The 17,199-nt window shown below is 68.2% G+C and carries 13 protein-coding genes; 5 read left to right on the top strand and 8 right to left on the bottom strand.

Annotated features, from left to right (window positions below; translation table 11 throughout):
* The first annotated feature begins 588 nt into the window (after positions 1–588).
* The 3 genes from ACFXJL_RS27655 (at position 589) to ACFXJL_RS27645 (ending at position 3,545) form a co-directional block, all read left to right on the top strand.
* Positions 589–2,058, top strand: a complete 1,470-nt coding sequence (locus ACFXJL_RS27655; protein WP_358878158.1) for an aldehyde dehydrogenase family protein — start codon at positions 589–591, stop codon at positions 2,056–2,058.
* Positions 2,059–2,213: 155 nt separating this feature from the next.
* Positions 2,214–2,840: a malonic semialdehyde reductase gene (locus ACFXJL_RS27650; RefSeq protein ID WP_384696833.1), complete on the top strand. Its 627-nt coding sequence runs from the start codon at positions 2,214–2,216 to the stop codon at positions 2,838–2,840.
* A 333-nt stretch (positions 2,841–3,173) separates the two neighbouring features.
* Positions 3,174–3,545 carry a hypothetical protein gene (locus ACFXJL_RS27645; protein ID WP_358878156.1) on the top strand — a complete coding sequence of 124 codons (372 nt, stop codon included), beginning with the start codon at positions 3,174–3,176 and terminating at the stop codon, positions 3,543–3,545.
* Here the strand turns inward: ACFXJL_RS27645 and ACFXJL_RS27640 are convergent.
* The 7 genes from ACFXJL_RS27640 to ACFXJL_RS27610 form a co-directional block, all read right to left on the bottom strand.
* Positions 3,500–5,398, bottom strand: a complete 1,899-nt coding sequence (locus ACFXJL_RS27640) for an ABC transporter ATP-binding protein (protein WP_384696829.1) — start codon at positions 5,396–5,398, stop codon at positions 3,500–3,502. The genes ACFXJL_RS27645 and ACFXJL_RS27640 overlap by 46 nt on opposite strands.
* Positions 5,391–7,154 carry an ABC transporter transmembrane domain-containing protein gene (locus ACFXJL_RS27635; protein WP_384696825.1) on the bottom strand — a complete coding sequence of 588 codons (1,764 nt, stop codon included), beginning with the start codon at positions 7,152–7,154 and terminating at the stop codon, positions 5,391–5,393. Before ACFXJL_RS27635 ends, ACFXJL_RS27640 begins: the two co-directional genes overlap by 8 nt.
* 5 nt (positions 7,155–7,159) lie before the next feature.
* The gene (locus ACFXJL_RS27630; protein WP_384696822.1) at positions 7,160–9,007 is read right to left on the bottom strand and encodes an SIP domain-containing protein; all 1,848 of its coding nucleotides are present in this window, start codon (positions 9,005–9,007) and stop codon (positions 7,160–7,162) included.
* 9 nt (positions 9,008–9,016) lie between these two features.
* A complete protein-coding gene (locus tag ACFXJL_RS27625) occupies positions 9,017–10,024 on the bottom strand; it encodes an ABC transporter ATP-binding protein (protein ID WP_384696843.1) in 1,008 nt (335 codons plus the stop codon).
* 113 nt (positions 10,025–10,137) lie between these two features.
* Positions 10,138–11,208, bottom strand: coding sequence for a FecCD family ABC transporter permease (locus tag ACFXJL_RS27620; RefSeq protein WP_384696819.1), 1,071 nt, complete (start codon positions 11,206–11,208; stop codon positions 10,138–10,140).
* A gap of 86 nt (positions 11,209–11,294) precedes the next feature.
* Positions 11,295–12,350, bottom strand: a complete 1,056-nt coding sequence (locus ACFXJL_RS27615) for an iron chelate uptake ABC transporter family permease subunit (protein WP_358878150.1) — start codon at positions 12,348–12,350, stop codon at positions 11,295–11,297.
* Between the two features lie 94 nt (positions 12,351–12,444).
* Positions 12,445–13,479: an ABC transporter substrate-binding protein gene (locus ACFXJL_RS27610; RefSeq protein WP_384696816.1), complete on the bottom strand. Its 1,035-nt coding sequence runs from the start codon at positions 13,477–13,479 to the stop codon at positions 12,445–12,447.
* Positions 13,480–13,644: 165 nt separating this feature from the next.
* On the opposite strand from ACFXJL_RS27610, the gene ACFXJL_RS27605 reads away from it, so the two are divergent.
* Together ACFXJL_RS27605 and ACFXJL_RS27600 are read left to right on the top strand one after the other, a co-directional pair.
* Entirely contained in the window at positions 13,645–14,418 is a 774-nt protein-coding gene (locus tag ACFXJL_RS27605; RefSeq protein WP_384696813.1) for a helix-turn-helix domain-containing protein, read from the top strand.
* 589 nt (positions 14,419–15,007) lie between these two features.
* Positions 15,008–15,742 (top strand): polysaccharide deacetylase family protein, encoded by a 735-nt coding sequence (locus tag ACFXJL_RS27600; RefSeq protein ID WP_358878147.1) that lies wholly within the window; start codon positions 15,008–15,010, stop codon positions 15,740–15,742.
* Positions 15,743–16,103: 361 nt separating this feature from the next.
* Here ACFXJL_RS27600 and ACFXJL_RS27595 read toward each other — a convergent pair whose 3' ends face one another.
* Positions 16,104–16,916 carry an alpha/beta fold hydrolase gene (locus ACFXJL_RS27595; RefSeq protein WP_384696809.1) on the bottom strand — a complete coding sequence of 271 codons (813 nt, stop codon included), beginning with the start codon at positions 16,914–16,916 and terminating at the stop codon, positions 16,104–16,106.
* Positions 16,917–17,199 lie beyond the last annotated feature (283 nt).

Below are 17,199 nucleotides of genomic sequence, written 5' to 3'. Positions count from 1 at the left end.
CTTCTGCACATCACTCATGATCCAACACCTCTTGACTGAAGAAGACAGAGCACCCACAAACCCAGGCACTCCCGACACCACAACACTCGAACCAACAGCCCCAACAGGGCCGAACACCGCACACAGACCCACTCAGACCAAGCAGACCCACTCAGGCCATGCAGACCCACTCAGGCCAGATGGACCCGCCCAGACCGCTACGCACCCACGCGCAGAACAGGCTTGATCACAGCCCCCGCCCGCGTATCCGCAACAGCCTCATTGATCTGATCGAGTCCCCCGGAAGCGGTTGGCTGCGCGAGGGTGCTGTGCCGTTGGTATTTAGTTCGTTCTGCAACGAAGGTAAACACGCTTTCGGTCAAGGGTCAAGCGATGCCATGTGTAGTGGTGTGTTGCCGGTCACTCGTGGAGAAACCGCAGCTCCGAAGCGATTCGGTGTGGTGTATGGTTCGTTGCGAAACTAACTATATTTATGTTTCACTGGCCGCAACGGAGATGCGAGACCCAGACAGAACCGCTCTGTGGACCTCGCCACCGACTACCTGGTCACCGTCGCTTCGAACGCCCAGGTGTGAGGAGAAACCCCTAATGTCTTCCACCACCACCGACACGGTCCACGCGCGCAACTTCATCGACGGCGAGTGGGTCGACTCACCCAAGACCGCGCAGTCGCTCGATCCCGCCACCGGTGCCGTGATCGGTACCTATGCGGATGGCGGCGCGGACGCAGCCCAAGCGGCCATCGATGCGGCCCGCCGTGCCTTCGTGACGGGTGATTGGTCCCGTGACCGTGATCTGCGTGCCGCGGCGCTCTTCGAGATGGCTGACCGGCTGGCCGCTCGCCAGGACGAGCTGATCGCCCTGCTCTCCCGCGAGAACGGCAAGATCCCTGCCGAGGCCGCCCTCGAAGTGGGTCTGACGATCTCCAAGATCCGCTACTACGGTGCGCTCGCCCTCACCGAGTCCGGCCGTGCGGTGGAGGTCAAGCCCGGGTTGTACTCCATGACCCTGCGCCAGCCCGTCGGGGTCGCCGGTGTCATCGCGCCGTGGAACTCACCGGTCATCCTGTCCGTGCGGTCCTTCGCCCCGGCGCTGGCCGCCGGCGCCACCGTGGCACTGAAGCTCCCGGGGCAGACCGCGCTCACCAACAGTCTGCTGTTCGAGATCATCGGCGGCACACCATCCCTTCCCCCGGGCGTGTTCAACGCCTTCAGCGAGTCCGGCAGCGCAGGCGCCCGGCTGATCGTCGCCAGCCCCGACGTCGATGTCATCAGCTACACCGGCAGCACCCACGTCGGGCGCAGCATCATGGCCGACGCGGCTGCCTCGTTGAAGGGGATGTCACTGGAGTTGGGTGGCAAGACCCCGATGATCGTCTTTGACGATGCCGACCTGGACACCGCCGTGCCCGTCCTGGCCAAGGCGATCACCACCTTCACCGGGCAGTTCTGCATGACGGGCAGCCGGGTTCTGGTGCAACGCGGTGTGGCCGACGAAGTGCGCTCCCGGCTTTCCGCCGCGTTGGAAGCGGTGAAGGTGGGGCCCGGCAGTGACCCGACCAGCGAGATGGGTCCGCTCATCGATCGCGCGAACGCCGAGCGGGTCGACCGGGAGGTCGCCGATGCGGCCGAGTACGCCGAGGTGCTGGTGCGCGGCGGTCGGATCACCGAAGGTCCGCTCGCCGAGGGGGCATTCGTCCGGCCGAGCCTGATCGAGGTCCAGGACGTGGACCGCCCCATCGTCCAGCAGGAGATCTTCGGACCCGTCGCCACCTTCGAGGTCTTCGACGACGAGGCCGATGCCATCGAACGTGCCAACGCCACCGAGTTCGGGCTCGCCGCCAGCATCTGGACCCGTGATGTCGACCGCCCCCTGCGCGTCGGCCGTGAACTCGACGCCGGAACCGTATGGACCAACACCTGGGCCGTCATCGTCGACCAGATGGAAGAAGGCGGCTTCAAGCAGAGCGGTGTCGGACGTCTCAATGGCGAACGCGCCCTTGAGGAGTTCCAGGAGATCAAGCACATCGTCCACCCCGCGCCGCGCCACTCCTCCTGACCCGACTCGGCGAGGTTCCCGGGTGGCCGCCCTCGGCCACCCGGGCTCACCCCTTCCCGAAACCACCACGGCTCACCGAAGACGCCTCACGACAGACCACGACCACCCGCGAACCCCCGCGACAAACGACAACATCGGCAAAGGAACCCCTCACGATGAACACACCACCGACGCCCGACCTGTACGAGGAACACCTCGCCCTGGGAGCCGAAGCGCGCCGTCTGCTGTTCACCGGCGCGCGCACCGCGAACTCCTTCACCGACGAGCCCGTCCCCGCAGAGACCCTCAGAGCCATCTGGGAGTTGGCCAAGTGGCCGCCGACCTCCGCCAACACCAACCCCTTGCGGGTGCTCTTCCTCCGTACCGGGCAGGCCCAGGAGCGGTTGATCCCCCACCTGGCCGAGGGCAATCGCGCCAAGAGCACCTCTGCCCCCGTCATAGCGGTGTTGGCGTACGACACCCGGTACAGCGAGCACATTCCGCGCTTGCTGCCCTTCATGCCCGAGCTCAAGGACGTACTCGAAGCCGATCCGGTGCTGCACCAGGAGCAGGCCCGTTTCAACTCGGCGCTCCAGGCCGGGTACTTCCTGCTCTCCGTCCGCGCGGCGGGACTGGCCGCGGGACCGCTCGGCGGCTTCGATGCCCAGGGGGTGGACAAGGAGTTCTTCCCTGACGGCCGTCTGAAGTCGTTCCTCGTGGTCAACATCGGCAAGCCCGGCGAGAACCCCTGGTTCGAGCGACTGCCCCGCCTCGACTACGAAGAGGCCGTCAGCTGCCTGTAGACCGGCTGCCGCTCACCGCCGCGCAACACAAGCCTGTGGCTGGGACGTGTTGCGCGGCGGTGGCCATCTCACATGCTCAGCCGGAGGCCCCGACCCGTCAGCGACAGTGAGGCAACATCGTGGTTGCCGATGTGCGGAAGCACCTCCTGACACGGTGAGCCGGCCGGGCTGCCTCACCTCATCACCTGCGGAGCCCGTCCCTACCCCGTCGCCCAACTGAAGATGGCCTGAGGACTGTCAACTACCTTCAGATGCCGTGTGTTTGCGCCGACCCGCACGGGTCCTGGCGGAGATCCAACGCCTCGTCGGTGTGCGGCCCCGCATACTGCAACGGTGAAGAGCAACCACATGGCCCTCGACTGGGCGCTGCCCTTCGAGGAACGGATCAGGAACCTCGTCGAAGCGTGGATCAGCGACGGCCGTGAGGCCCATCGACTGGTGACCGGGAAGGCGTTCTTCGCCGTGTACTCCTGGCACCTGATGCACTGGACGGACCACGACATCACCTGGGCCGAGTACGCAGCTGCCGCGTTCCACAACATCGGCGGCACGGACGGCTGGAACGCCATGCTGCGCGAACGGGCCAACTGTCAGAGGTGCGGCGACACCTACCGGTTGGAGAACATCGGTCTGTGCACCGGATGCATGAGATACACCTGCTACGCGTGTGGCGGGCACGAATCCTGCACCGGTGAGATCCTCTGAACCGCCGTCCCTTCGAGGGGCGTCGGCATGGCGGTCGCCCCCGCGCTCCACGCCCGCCATAGCCGCGCATACGGGCCGTCCGCGGCGATGAGTTCTCCATGGGTGCCCCTCTCCACGACCCGTCCGGCATCGAGCACCAGAATGCGGTCCGCGGCTGCGGCCTGGGAGAGCCGGTGGGCGATCACCAGTGCCGCCCGCCCCTGGACTGCGGCAGCCGCGGCCCGGTCCAAGAGGACGGCATCCGCGGTGCCGGCGTCAGCGGTCGCCTCGTCCAAGATCACCAACTGGGGGTCGGCAAGCACCAACCGGGCAAGCGCGCCGAGTTGGGCCTGGGCCGCGGTCAGGGGGTGCCCACCATGACCGACCGGGGTGTCCAGCCCGTCGGGCAGCGAAGACACCAGGGACGATGCACCGACCACGGCGAGTGCGCACAGGAGCTGCTCGTCGTCGGTCTCGCGAGCGGTGAGGGTCAGGTTCTCGCGGAGGGTGCCCGCGAAGACATGGGTCTCCTGGGTCACGGTCATGATGCTCGTCCTCGGTACGCCTCGGACGATGCTGCCTGCCCCCGGTCCGTGGACGCCCGCGATGAGCGAGGCGAGGGTCGACTTGCCGGACCCCGTCGCGCCGACCAGGGCGACGGTCTCTCCGCGCGCGATGTGAAAGCTGACACCGGACAGGACGGGCCTGTGGGGGCGATAGGCGAAGTGCACCCCTGCCGCCTCCACCACGTTGACCCCACCGACGGGAGCGGCGGCCACGGGTGACCCGTCAGCAGGTCCGTTTGCCGCTGCCGCTGCCACTACGGCTGCTGTCGGCCCCGCGTCGGCTTCAGGATCGGGCCGACGGATGACGCCGATGATCCGCCCCAGTGCGGCGAGGGCGGACTGTGCATCGTCCATGACGAACAGCAGCGCGGAGATCGGGTCGACCGTGCGCAGGAACAGCAGTGCGGCGGCGGTCACCTGGCCGGGGGTCGCATCGCCGGTGAGGGCGAGCCACACACCGATGCCCAGAACGGAGACCAGCCCGATCGCCTCGGTCAGATTGAGATGTCCGAACAGCCTGTTCTGTACGATCCGGGTCCGCATGGCCCACCGGACGGCCGTCCAGGTCGCATCCCGGATGCGCCCCAGTTGGCGGTCCTCAAGGCGATGGGCCGTGACGGTCGGCAGTTCGGTGAGCGTCCCCAGGATGTGTTGCCCGCGGCCGGACTGCGCCGCGCGCTCGGCGGCGTACACCTCCGGGGCCGTACGCAGGTACCAGCGCACGGTGCAGACGTACGGCAGCACCGTCAGGGCGAATCCCAGCAGATACCGGGGGTCGAGCGTGCCCAGGCCGGTGGCGACGAGCACGATCGTGAACCCCGACACGCACAGGCGGGGCACCACCTCCGGCAGCGCGTCGGATACCTGTGCGATGTCATCGGCCGCGCGGGTGACCACATCCCCCGCCCCTGCGGTCTCCACCACACGACGCGGCAGGCCCAGAGCAGCGGTGACATACGCCTCGCGCAGTTCTGCGATCACCGTCTCCGCGAACCGGGCCAGCGCCCCCGCGGCGATCCACGCCAGCACTCCCGTGGCGATCGCCGCACCGATCAGCAAGCTGATCTGCCACCAGAACGACCCGGGTACGCCCGAGGAGTCCGCGGCGATCACGGTGTCCAACAGTCGGCCGACGACCAGCGGGAAGACGAGGGACATCGCCGCCTCGGCCAGGAACAGGACGAGCACACCCGTCAGGGCGCGCCGCCGGCCGTGCAGCATGGTCCATAGCTGCGCGGCCACCTGCCGGCCCGATGCGACCGGCAGCAACCGGCCCTCGGCCCCCGGGACCTCCACCGGTTCAGACATCGACCCTCGTCTCCTCGTGGATCACGGCGACCGGGTCGGCCACGGCATGGAAGGCCGCGGAGGCCGTGAGGACCAGAGTGGTCCGCCCGGCCCGGTGTTTCCGCAGCCCGGTGGCGATGCGCTGCTCGGTCACGGCATCCACCGCAGTGGTCGGCTCGACCAGCACCAACACCTCGGGGTCGGCGGCGACGGCACGCGCCAGGGCGATCCGCTGGCGTTGTCCCCCCGAGAGCTCCCGCCCGCCGTCGCCGACCCCGGTCTCGTATCCGTCGGGGAGTTCGGCCTCGCCCATTCCCGCGACGGCGAGCGCGGCCCGTGCGGTTTCGACCGGAGTCATGGTGACTCCGGTGGCGCGGACGTTGTCCAGCACCGTCCCGGTCAGGATGCCCGGCGTACGGGGGGAGACCAACACGCGCTCACGGAGCAGGGCGGGTCGGTGTTCGTGCACGGCCCGGTCGAAGTGTTCGATGCGTCCGGCCGACGGCATCGCCTTCAGGGTGAGCAGATCGGCCAGGGTCGCCTGTGCGGACTGCGGCAGATCGAGCACGACGAACCCACCCACGGGGACGACTGCGTTGAGTACGACGCCTTCCTCCAGGCCGAGTTGCTCGAACACCAGAGCGTGTTCCCCGGCGTCCGCGGGCACAGCCGCCCCCGATGCGGCAGGGTGCGAAGGCAGGGCAACCAGATCGAGAACGCGGCTGGCGGAGGCTTGCGAGAGGGCCCAGAACGAACCGAGGGTGCCCACCAGACTGTCGAGCGGCCCGATCAAAGTGACCGCGACCCCGGCGACCGTGACCAACTGCCCCGGTGTGATCTGCCCGGTGAAGGCCGGTACAGCGGCGGCGAGCACCACCACTGCGGCGAAGACATGTGCGGTGGCCGTACTCACACCGTCGAAGCCGGCCTGCGCGGCGCGCGCCGACAAGGTGGCTCGCAACGCCCCACGGCTCACGCTCCGGTAGCGGTCCGCTGCCGAATGCTGGGCGTGCAGACCCCGGATCACCCGGTATCCCGCCACCAGGTCGGCCGCTGCCGATGCGGCGTCGGCCAGACCGGCCTGCTCGGCACCGCTCCTTCTGCGCAGCGGCCGGGCGGCCAGCTGCATGAGCAGCAGTACCAAGGGCAGTGCGATGACCACCCCGATGCCCAGGGCGGGGTGCACCCAGAACAGGATGCCGGCCGCGACCATCAGTCCGACGATCTCGCCGGGCGGGTAGACGGTGACGTAGAGGGCGAGGCAGGCCCGGTGCACATCGGCGGTGGCCAGCGACAACAGCCCGCCCGGAGCTCGTGCGGCCCCAGCCGTGCCGCGTTCGTCGAGGATGCGCCCGAGCACGCTCTGGGACAGCTCGAACTGTGCCCGCTGGACCCCGAACCAGCCCAGCCGTCCGCCGAAGCGGTAGCCGAGGTTGATCACGATGTAGAGCCCTACCAGGGCGGCGAGCCAGCCTGCCAGCGCCGAGCTGATCGAACCGAAATCCGCTCCTGCGGCTGCGGGCGTGATCACCGTGTCGACGAACTGCCCGATGACGACGGGCAACAGCATGGTCGCGACGTTGAATACCACGAGGAGCAGTGCTCCTGGGAACACCCAAGCCCATGCGGAGCGGATGATCGCCCTGCTCAACCGAGCCGGTGACCAGGCGGGGTCGATGCGCAGCCGCGGCTCCCGGGGAGCCGAGCCGGCTTCGAAGAGACCCCAGCGCCTCTCGTCCTCCACTCGTTCGTCCTCCGTCGGTTCCTGTACGCGCATCCGGGTCAGCCCTGCGGGGCGAGCGTGTGAAGGGTGTAGCCCCATCCGACCGTGGTGCGCGCCACCGGCCGCAGACCCGCCGCCGCGAACAGCGCCCGGTGCTCGTCGTGGTCCCGTGCGCCGCCGCCGTGCAGGGCGAAGCCGATCAGATCCTCCTCGTAGTCGTGGTCATCCGCCACCTCCGGATTGAGGACATCACCGAAGACCAGCACCCGGCCGCCGGGGTTCAGACTGGCCGCTGCCTGACGCAGCACATGGGCCGCGTCCGTATCGGTGAGAGTGGGCAACACATCGGCCAGGAGTACCGCGTCGACGGGTACGGGACGGGCCCCGAGGAGACTGCCCGCCTCGTAGCCGATGCGTTCGTGCGCCGGGTACACCCGTTGTAGGGCGTCGATCTCCGAAGGAGCGGCGACGATCGTGGTGTGCAGGTCGGGGTGCGTCTTGGTGAGGGCGGCGGCGAAACTGCCGGGCGCCGGCCCTGCGACCGCGATCGTGGTCAGCCCGGCGAACGCGGGGGCGTCGGCGACGGCACCGGCCACATACACGGCTTCCCGGGCCTCGTGTTCGGTGCGGGCGGCGAGCAGAGCGGGGTCGTCCGCGATGTACTGGGCGTAGTCGGCGCCGAACCACCGGGCGTGGTCGCCCCGTCCGGTGCGCACGGCGGACAGCAACGACAGGGCGCCGCCGAGTTCGCGTTGTGCGTGCAGTCCGTCGAGGTGGAACGCATCGACGATGTGGTCGCTCTCCAGTTCCCGGCCGAGTCCGGTGAGCCGGTAGAGGCCGTCGTCAACTCGTTCGGCGATGTCGACGGAGGCGAGGAAGCGCAACAGTTTGACGAGTCCCGCAGGCGCGGCACCGGTCGCCGTGGCGAGTTCGGCGACGGTACGCGGTCGATCGTCGAACGCGGCTGCCAGACCGATCGTCGCCGCGACCCTGAGGGCGAAGCCGGGGATGATCTCCGCAGTCTCGTGGAACCGCTTCGCCCCGCCCTCGCCCGCATCGAGGTCGGACGGCACGGAGTCCCCGTCATGGACCGTGACCTGGCGGCGCCAGTACCCGGTGACGTCGATCTGCTCCCTGGTCAGGCCCTTCTCATTCTTCAGCCATCTTCTGATCGGGGTGAGGGTGAGTGATTCGCCGGCCACCCAGGCGAGTACGGTCCCCTCCCACCAAGGGGCCTTCCGCATGGCGTCGAACAGCAGGGTCGTGGTGCCCGGTGCGGCGCCGTCGCGGCTCAGCCAGGTCAGGGTCACCCCGTCGGGGACGGGGAGGTCCTGCCGGTGCTCGGGCCGACCGACCTCGATGAACACCTGGCCACGGGCGCCGGTGGGCCACTCCTCCAGCCAGCGGCCGATCGCCGGCAGCGCGGTTTCATCGCCGGCCACCAATGTCCAGTCCACCCCCTCGGGATGGAGCGAGGAGGACTTCGGGCCGGCTATCTGCACCCGCTCGCCCGGCTGCACCCGATACGCCCAACTCGATGCGGGACCGACACCGTGCCTGACGAAGTCGACGTCCAGCTCCCCGGCCACGGGGTCCCAACGACGGACCGTGTACGTGCGGGACACCATGTGGGGGTCGTCGCGCGGCCAGTTCAGCAGTCCGTCCGCCTGCGTCGGTCCCACGGTGGTCTCGGCGTCGGGATGTTTGAGGATGAGCTTGAACTCGTCGTCGAACCCGTCCGAGCGGAACGCCGCCACGGGGAATCCGTTGGCCGCGGTGTGAGCGGCGAGTTCTGGGCCGCCCAGGGTGACCCGACGCATTCCGGGCGTCACGTCCGTCACCCGGAGGACGTCCAGCGTACGGGTGGTGATGGGGAAGACCTCGATGGATCTCAGACTCTGTGCCATGGCTATCTCTCACTTCTCCGGGTGGGTGTCGGCCGCCAGGGCGGCGACGGACGACACCGGGCGGTGCGTCGCGGCGGGCGCCTTGGGCGTGCTGGGCCGGGCGGGTGCCTCGGGCGCGTCGGATGCCCTGGCTGTATCTGCTGTATCTGCTGCATCTGCTGTATCGGTCGGATCGGTCCGTGCGGGTGCCGTTCGCGGATCCAACGGCACCACGGTCGGGGTGCCCGTCACGGGGTCGGGAACGACGAGGGAGCGCAAGCAGAAGACCTCCTCGATGAGTTCCGCGGTGATGACCTGCTGGGGGCTGCCGGTGGTGACGACGCCACCGTCGCGCATGACGACGAGGTGGTCGGCGTACCGTGCCGCCTGGTTCAGATCGTGGAGCACTGCCACGATCGTCTTGCCCTGGTCGTGGAAGGTACGGAACAGCTCCATCAACTCGTACTGGTGGCCGATGTCCAAGAAGGTGGTGGGCTCGTCAAGCAGCACGATGGGCGTCTGCTGCGCCAGCAGCATCGCCACCCACACCCGCTGCCGCTGACCGCCCGACAGTTCGTCCACCAGACGCCCGGACAGTTCGGTCACGCGCGTCACGCGCATCGCCGCCGCCACGGCCTCCTCGTCCTCGGGGCGCCACTGGTGGAACAGACTCTGATACGGGGCGCGCCCGCGGGCCACGAGGTCCGCAACCCGGATTCCGTCGGGCGCCAGGGAGGTCTGCGGGAGCAACCCCATCCGGCGGGCGATCTCCTTGGACCGGTAGGTGCTGATCGCCTTCCCGTCCAACAGCACCTGCCCCGCCGTCGGCGTCAGTACGCGGGCGAGGGCACGCAGCAGGGTGGACTTGCCGCAGCCGTTGGGGCCGATGATCGCCGTGAACGACCCGTTCGGTATCCGTACCGAGAGGCGCTCGGAGATCACGGCCCGGTCATAGCCGATCGTTGCCCCGTCGACGACGAGGCGCGACGGGGCGGCCGGCTCGGTGGCGGGATCATCGGTTCGTCGCTCAGCGGACATCAGGGTCATGTGATCGTTCTCTTCGTCGGATGTCACGGGTGTTGTGGGTGTCGTGGATGTCTCGGTCGTCTCGGTCGTCTCGTTAGCTCGGCTATCTCGGCTATCTCGGCTCTTCATGGGGTAGGCCGGCCGTACTGGCGCCTGGACTCGTGGATCAGCAGCCAGATCAGATACAGTCCGCCCAGGCACACCGTGAGCAGTCCCACCGGGATCGGACGGTAGAACTCAGCGACGAGCAGCACGAGGAAGTGCGCCGTGGCCAGAAGCACCGCCCCCATCGCGGCTGCGGGGAGCATGGTGACCCCGGGCGAGCGGGTCAACCGCCGGGCCAGTTGCGGGGCGATGAGGGCGATGAAACCGATCGGCCCCGCCGCGGCGGTCACCAGCGCCGCCGTCGCGACTCCGACCACCATCAGTGCCAGTCGAACCGAATGGACGCTGGTGCCCTGGGTGATGGCCGCGTCGTCGCCGAGCTCCAGCCGCCGCAACGAAGGTGCGAGGAGCATCGCAGCCAAAACGATCACTGCTGCGATGAGCAGCGAGGGAACCATGCTGCTCCACGACACGCGGGTGATGGACCCAGCGCCCCAGAACCCGACGGTCATCGCATCACTGAGGTCGGCCCGGGTGATCAGATAGGCGTTGATGGAACCGAGCATCGCCGACACACCGATGCCTACGATGATCAAGCGGAACCCCTGTACGCCGCGCCGGTAGGCCAGCACGTAGACGAGGAAAGCCGTCCCCAGCCCGCCCACGATCGCCGCACCGGCGACGGACCAGTAGCCGCCGTTGCCGAAGACCAGGATGGACAGCACCACGGCCGTGTAGGAGCCCGCGTCGAAACCGATCACGTCCGGCGAGCCCAGGGGGTTGCGGGTGAGCGACTGGAAGATCGCACCGCCGATGCCCAACAGCGCACCGAACACGATCGCGGCCACCGCCACCGGTAGGCGCCACTGCACCACGATCATCCGATGGAAGTCCGCGCCGGACCCGGTGAGCGCCGCGACGACGTCGCCGATTGTCAACGTGTAGTCGCCGAACCGGATCGCCACCACTGACAGCACCAGCGCCGTGCTGAACAGGACCGCGGTCACCGTCGCCTGGCGGATGTCCACCCGCACGGAGAACCAGGGGCTGCGCACGCTCCGGACCGCATAGCCGAAATCGACTGCCCTCATGCCTTGCACACCGGTCGACTGCACACCGGCCGACACTCCATCTGCCGACCGGACACCGTCGAGCGACTGCCCCGAGATGTCTCCCTTCACAACCCGCTCGCCTTTCGACGTCGTACGAGTGCGATCAGCGCGGGTGCGCCGATCACTGCGGTCAGGATTCCGACCTCGATCTCTCCGGGGCGGGCGATCACCCTCCCGAGCACGTCTGACGCGAGTACCAGTACGGGGCCTGCCAGCGCGGAGTAGACGATGATCCACCGTTGGTCAGGTCCGACGAACCAGCGCACGATGTGCGGCACCATCAGACCGATGAACGCGATCCCACCGGTGAGCGCCGTTGCACCACCGGCCAGCAGGGTCACCGCGACGACCCCTAGGATCCTCGTACGGAGCACCTTCGTCCCGAGCGAGACGGCGAGGTCGTCGCCGAGGGCGATCGAGTTCAACGACCCGGAGACCGCAATGGCGATCAACAGTCCGACGACGAGGAGCGGAGCGACCACGACCGTGTCATCGAGGCTCGTCCGGGCGACGGACCCCAGCCCCCAGTTGCGGATCGAGCGGAAGGTCTCCGGGTTGATCAGGGTCAGGAAGGTGCTGAATCCGTTGAGCACCGCGCCCAGGGCGACACCGGCGAGTACGAGTGTCACCGGCGAGGCCGTGCCGCGCGTGGCCGAGCCGATGAGGTAGACCAGTACTGTCGCGACGGCCGCCCCCGCGAACGCGAACCAGATGTAGCCGGTGATCCCCGACAGACCGAAGAACCCCACTCCGAGCGTGACGGCGAACCCTGCGCCCGCGTTCACCCCGAGGATGCCCGGGTCGGCGAGCGGATTGCGGGTCAGTGCCTGGATCGACGCGCCGGCCACCCCCAACGCCGCGCCCACGGCGATGCCGACAACCGTGCGCGGGACCCTGAGGGTCCACACGATGACCGATGCCTCCGACGTGTCCGGGTGCCAGAACCCTTGCCACACCTGGGAGAGGGGTACGTGGTTGGCACCGACGGCCAAGCTCGCCAGCACGCTCGCCGTCAGTACGAACAGCAGGAGCGCCAGACCGAGGAGGCGACGCGGTGCGCTGAAGTCCCGTCCAGGGCGGTCGGCGGACGTGTGGCTGGCGGTCTCACGAACGATCGTCATACGCGGACGACCGTCCCACCCGGGCCGTTGTGTCCCCTTCCGGGACGGGCCGGGAGGCCGAACGTGCCGGGTCGGCCTCCCATCGTGGTGTGGTTCAACGGATCGCCTTCACACCGAACTCGGCCAGCTGCTCGATGAGCCAGGGCACGCTCAGCACGCTCTGGACGTTGAGCCCCCAGGCGAAGTGGTTGGTCGAGGTCTTCTTGTCCTCCGGATTGATGACCGCGCGTCCGTCTGCCACTGCCGGGACGGCCTTGACCAGCGGGGCATCGACGAAGTAGCCGGGGTTGCCGGAGGTGCTGAGCAGCAGGAAATCGGCGTCGATCAGTCCGACGAGTTCATCGCTGATGGTGCCGTCCTTGGTGAACTTCGCGGCGGCCTTCGGCAGTGCGAACCCCAACTGTCGCAACAAAAGTGCGGTGTCGGAGCCGGGGGCGCTCGCGTAGTACGGGCCGTACTTCTCGTCGTACACGATGACGTGCGTCGCGGTCTTGCCCTGGAACTCGGGATGGGCGGCGCGCGTCTGCGCCACTTGCTTCTCCGCCGCTGCGACGGCCTTCCCGGCAGCGGCCGTGAGGTCGAGCGTGCTGCCCAGCTTCTGGGTGAGCTCTTGCCAGCTCAGATCCCCCTGAGCTGCATAGAGCACGGGAGCGATGGCGCTGAGCTTGTCGAAACGAGCCTGGTCGAAGGTCTCGTAGGCGGCCAGGGCGACGATGAGGTCGGGGGAGGCGGCGGCCACCGACTCGGCGGACACCTCGGTTCCCGCTTCCGCGTCCCAGCGCGTCTTGATGCCCGCGATGTCGGCGTCGTTGAGCCAGGGGTTGCGGTCGACGGTCGAGGGAGCGAACACCGGTGTACCGCCGAGGGCGATCAACGCATCAGTGTCGAGGGTGTTGGCGGTGACGATCGCGATGCGCTTCGGGCGCTTGTCGAGCTTGGTGTCGCCGAACGGCGTCTTCAGGGTGAGCGGGTACTTCGTGGTGCCCTCGGCAGGGGGAAGGGAGGCGGAGGCACCGGCCGAGGTCTTTTGGGCAGCGGGCTCACCGGAAGTCCCACATGCTGTGATCAGTACCAGGCCGGCTATGACGGCGCCGACCAGGCGGGCGACGCGTTGGCGGGGAGTGTGCATGGCGTGCATGGGCCTTCCGGTTGGTGGTGCGCTGTGCCAGCCCTGCGCGATGACCGAATGAACGGGGCGACACGGGCTACCAACTATGGTTAGCCTTACCTATGTGATGTCTCCAGTGCGAAAAGCGACAACTTCGATGCAGATCATGACAACCGGAGTGAGTGGATGACCCCGCGTGGCAGGGAGACGAGATCGCATGCGCATCTCTCCTCGCTCGACTTCCCGCTCCACATCCCGAGCGTCGACATCCCCGAACGGGTCCATGACGATGAACACATGGCCCTCTGGCAGATCAGGGGCAGCACCCTGGTGCAGTGTGGCGAGACCGCCGTGGAGATCAACGAAGGGGAGGTCATCTGGTTGCCCGCGGGGACCAGGCACGCACTGGAGGTCCGCGCGAACTCCGTACTGTTCCCGCTCTCGATCTCGGTGGACGAGATTGCGACGGTGCTCACCGACATCACGGTCGTGTCCATCCGCAATGACGAGAAGATCTACTTCCTTGCACTCCACCAGAGCCAGAGCACGATCATCCGACCTTCGGCGAACATCCAGCGGCAGGTGTTGTCGATCCTGGAACGCCGTGTGTTGGCTCCCGACGATCTACCACTGCCGACGAGCCCCGGTGCGGCAGCGGTGGCGGGTGCCCTCCTGTTCAACCCGGGTGATGACCGGCGCATCCTCGACTGGGCACTCGAAGTGCGAACCAGCGGTCGGAGCCTGGAGCGGGCATTCGTCGCGGAGACCGGATTGACGTTCGGGCAGTGGCGCACCAGAAGTCGTATGCATGCCGCAGCCCGGCTCCTGCGCGCGGGTTCGTCGGTGGTCTCGGTGACCCAGCGAGTGGGTTACGAGGATCCCAGCAGCTTCGCCCGTGCCTTCCGTGACTTCTACGGAATGAGCCCCACTGCGTATGCGGCGCCGAATCATCAGCCCTGATGATTCGTCAAAGAGGTTTGTCCATAGGGTATTTGCTCCAGTTGCTAAGGTCGCGGGGCTGCACGGACCGCTGAGAGCCGCCCTACCGGATGGCCCGTCACCGAACGGGCGACCCGCCTCGCCTTTCGGTGACCGCCGTTGTGCCGGGAGATGAACCGCTGCCCGGGTTTGTTGTCACAACAGGTGACATGGCAGTGAAGGGCCGCTTCGTCAGTCCACGCGAGCTCGGTCAGCGGCCCTGCGAGCGGGTATTTGCCCCTCTATGCGGCCTCGTTGGGTGCAGGTTCGGGCAGGCGACCGATGGCGCCGCGGCCCAGGTCATCGGGCGAGTCGACCGGGGCAGCGAAAGGCTGCTCGGAATCCGGGATTAACACTCCATGACACCGCCTGCTCGCGTTCAATGGGCTCCGGCCGAAGTTCGCACGGACGTGCGAGAGGATCCGGCCTCGCGTGGAAGGGACAGGAAATGGACCGGCAAGCGGGGGTCGGGGCACCGCTCCCGAGACGGCGCGCACTGAGTGAATCCGCGTTCGAGCCTTTCCGGAACCGTCCCCTCCATGACGACTCGTCGATCGAGAGGACAATCGGAATGAAGAAGCGAGGCAGGTCCCGGATATGGCTCGGCGCCGCCCTGGCGACGCTGATGTCGACGTTCGCGTTGGCGCCGGGAGCCGCACAGGCACAGTCACCGTCCGACTCCGGGAACCGTTGCTCCGGGGGCTATGTGGCGCTCACGTTCGACGACGGTCCAACGGCCAGCACGCCCGCATATCTGAAGGCGTTGCGCGATGCCGGACGGGTCAGGGCCACCTGGTTCGTGACCGGCGCCTTGGCATCTGCCGACCCGAACGGAACCCGTCAGATCGCTGCCGACGGCCACCGCATCGGCAACCACTCGTACACCCATGCAAACCTCGTCGCACTCGACGCAGCCACCGCGTTCGCGGAGTTGCGTGACACCAGCCGTGTCGTCCGGGAACAGACGGGCCGTGCGCCGACGCTCTTCCGGCCGCCGTTCGGGAGTACCGATGCCCGAACTCGACAGGACGCGGCGAGACTTGGGATGACCGAGGTGATCTGGACGGCCGACACGGTCGACTGGAGCGGCATTCCCACCGAGACCATCGTGGCGAACGCGCTCACGGTGCAGGCGGGAGGCATAGTCCTGCTCCACGACGGCATCCCGGCAACGCTCGCGGCCATCCCGAAGATCGTCGAGGGACTGGCCGAACGCAATCTGTGCGCGGGTCGGATCGTGTACTCGGCCAAGCCGGTCCAGGCATGGCCCGGGCTGACCTTCCACGCCAAGGCCGCGCGCTGGTAATGCGGGCGCTCACAACGGTGAAGCCCGTGCCGACTGACGGGACTCGCCGTATCGTCCGCTGATCTCGCACCATGTCGTCGACCGTTCGCGGCCCAGCGGCCCAGCGGCCCAGCGGCCCAGCGGCCCAGCGGCCCAGCGGCCCGGGGCCGGGGGCCCGGAACGCCGGACGGTCGACGACCCCCGCGGCGGCCACATCGCTGGCACCCCGTCCCACGGGTGGCTCGGCGCCAGCGCGTCGGTCGGTGCCAGCGCGTTGGTCGGTGCCTGCGCGTCGGTCGGTGGGAATCGGTGCCGTGCCGGTTGTGTCAACGACAACAGGACCCGGCAGCCCGATTCAGTCCGCAGGCGCTGAACGCCAGCATCAGACCGTCCCCCCGGGAGCGAAACGGTCGAGGAAGTCCTGCACGTGCGGGGCCACTTCCCGGGCGAGGTCCTCCGTGGTGTGCAGGGACTGGGAGACGCTCACCGGTGCGAGGTGGCCGCGTGGGAGCGTGCGAGCGACCTGCTCGGCCAGGGCAGTGGGGTGTCGTACGTCGGTGCCGGGGATGACGAGGACGGGGGAACGCACCTCGCGTAGCTCCGTCACATCGCGGAAGGAGCGGTCGCGGCCGATGGCGGCTGCAGCGGCGATGCTCGCCGGATCGGACCGGGGTATCGCATCTCGTACCGCCGCACCGACGATCGGTGGGAACATATCCAGGATCGGGGCCCAGGCGGCCTCCAAGCCCTCGGTGGAGGCACGTTCGGCGAAGGCGTCCAGGAAGGCGGTCTCCGCCTCCTTGGCGGCATCGTCCTCGATGTCCTCCACCCCGATCAGGATGCCCGCGCGGACCCGATCCGGGTGGGCGAGCGCGGCGCGCAGGGTGATCGTGGACCCCAGGCCGGTGCCGCCGACCGCCGCCCGGTCGATGCCCAGATGGTCGAGCAGGGCAATGGCGTCCGACGTGTACTGGTCCCAGGTGTGGCGCAACGGGTCGGTACACCTGGAGCGGCCGTATCCGCGCAGGTCCGGTAGTACGACCGTATGTCGATCAAGGAGTCGTTCGGCGAGAGGCAGCAGGCTGTGGTGGTCCGGGCCGCCGCCGTGCAGCAGAACGACGGTGCTTGCGCCGGCACCGAGGGACACGGCGTACAAGGGGATTCCATCGGAAGCGGTGTAGGTCAACTCTGTCATGGCGAGAAGCCTCGCCCAAGTTCCGCTGATGTGCCTACCACTTACGCCGCGCACCGGCGGGATCACGGCGACAGCTGACGCAGACCGAGGCGTCCTGGCGTGTGGTGGTCCCACACCGCGCGTGGGTCAGTGGTGGCTCCGGGGGCTGCGCGCGGACGTCTCGCGGCGAGCTGGATTTCGCCCGTCGCCCGAGACATCGATGATGTGAAGGCCGCCCCGATCCCGGGCGCTCTTGACGGGCACACTGCCCGGTCTGCCTCCTGCGGAGCGGACGGCCGGTTCC

The organism is Streptomyces sp. NPDC059256, assembly GCF_042753785.1.
Lineage (GTDB): Bacteria > Actinomycetota > Actinomycetes > Streptomycetales > Streptomycetaceae > Streptomyces.
This window is presented reverse-complemented; position numbering and strand designations above follow the sequence as displayed.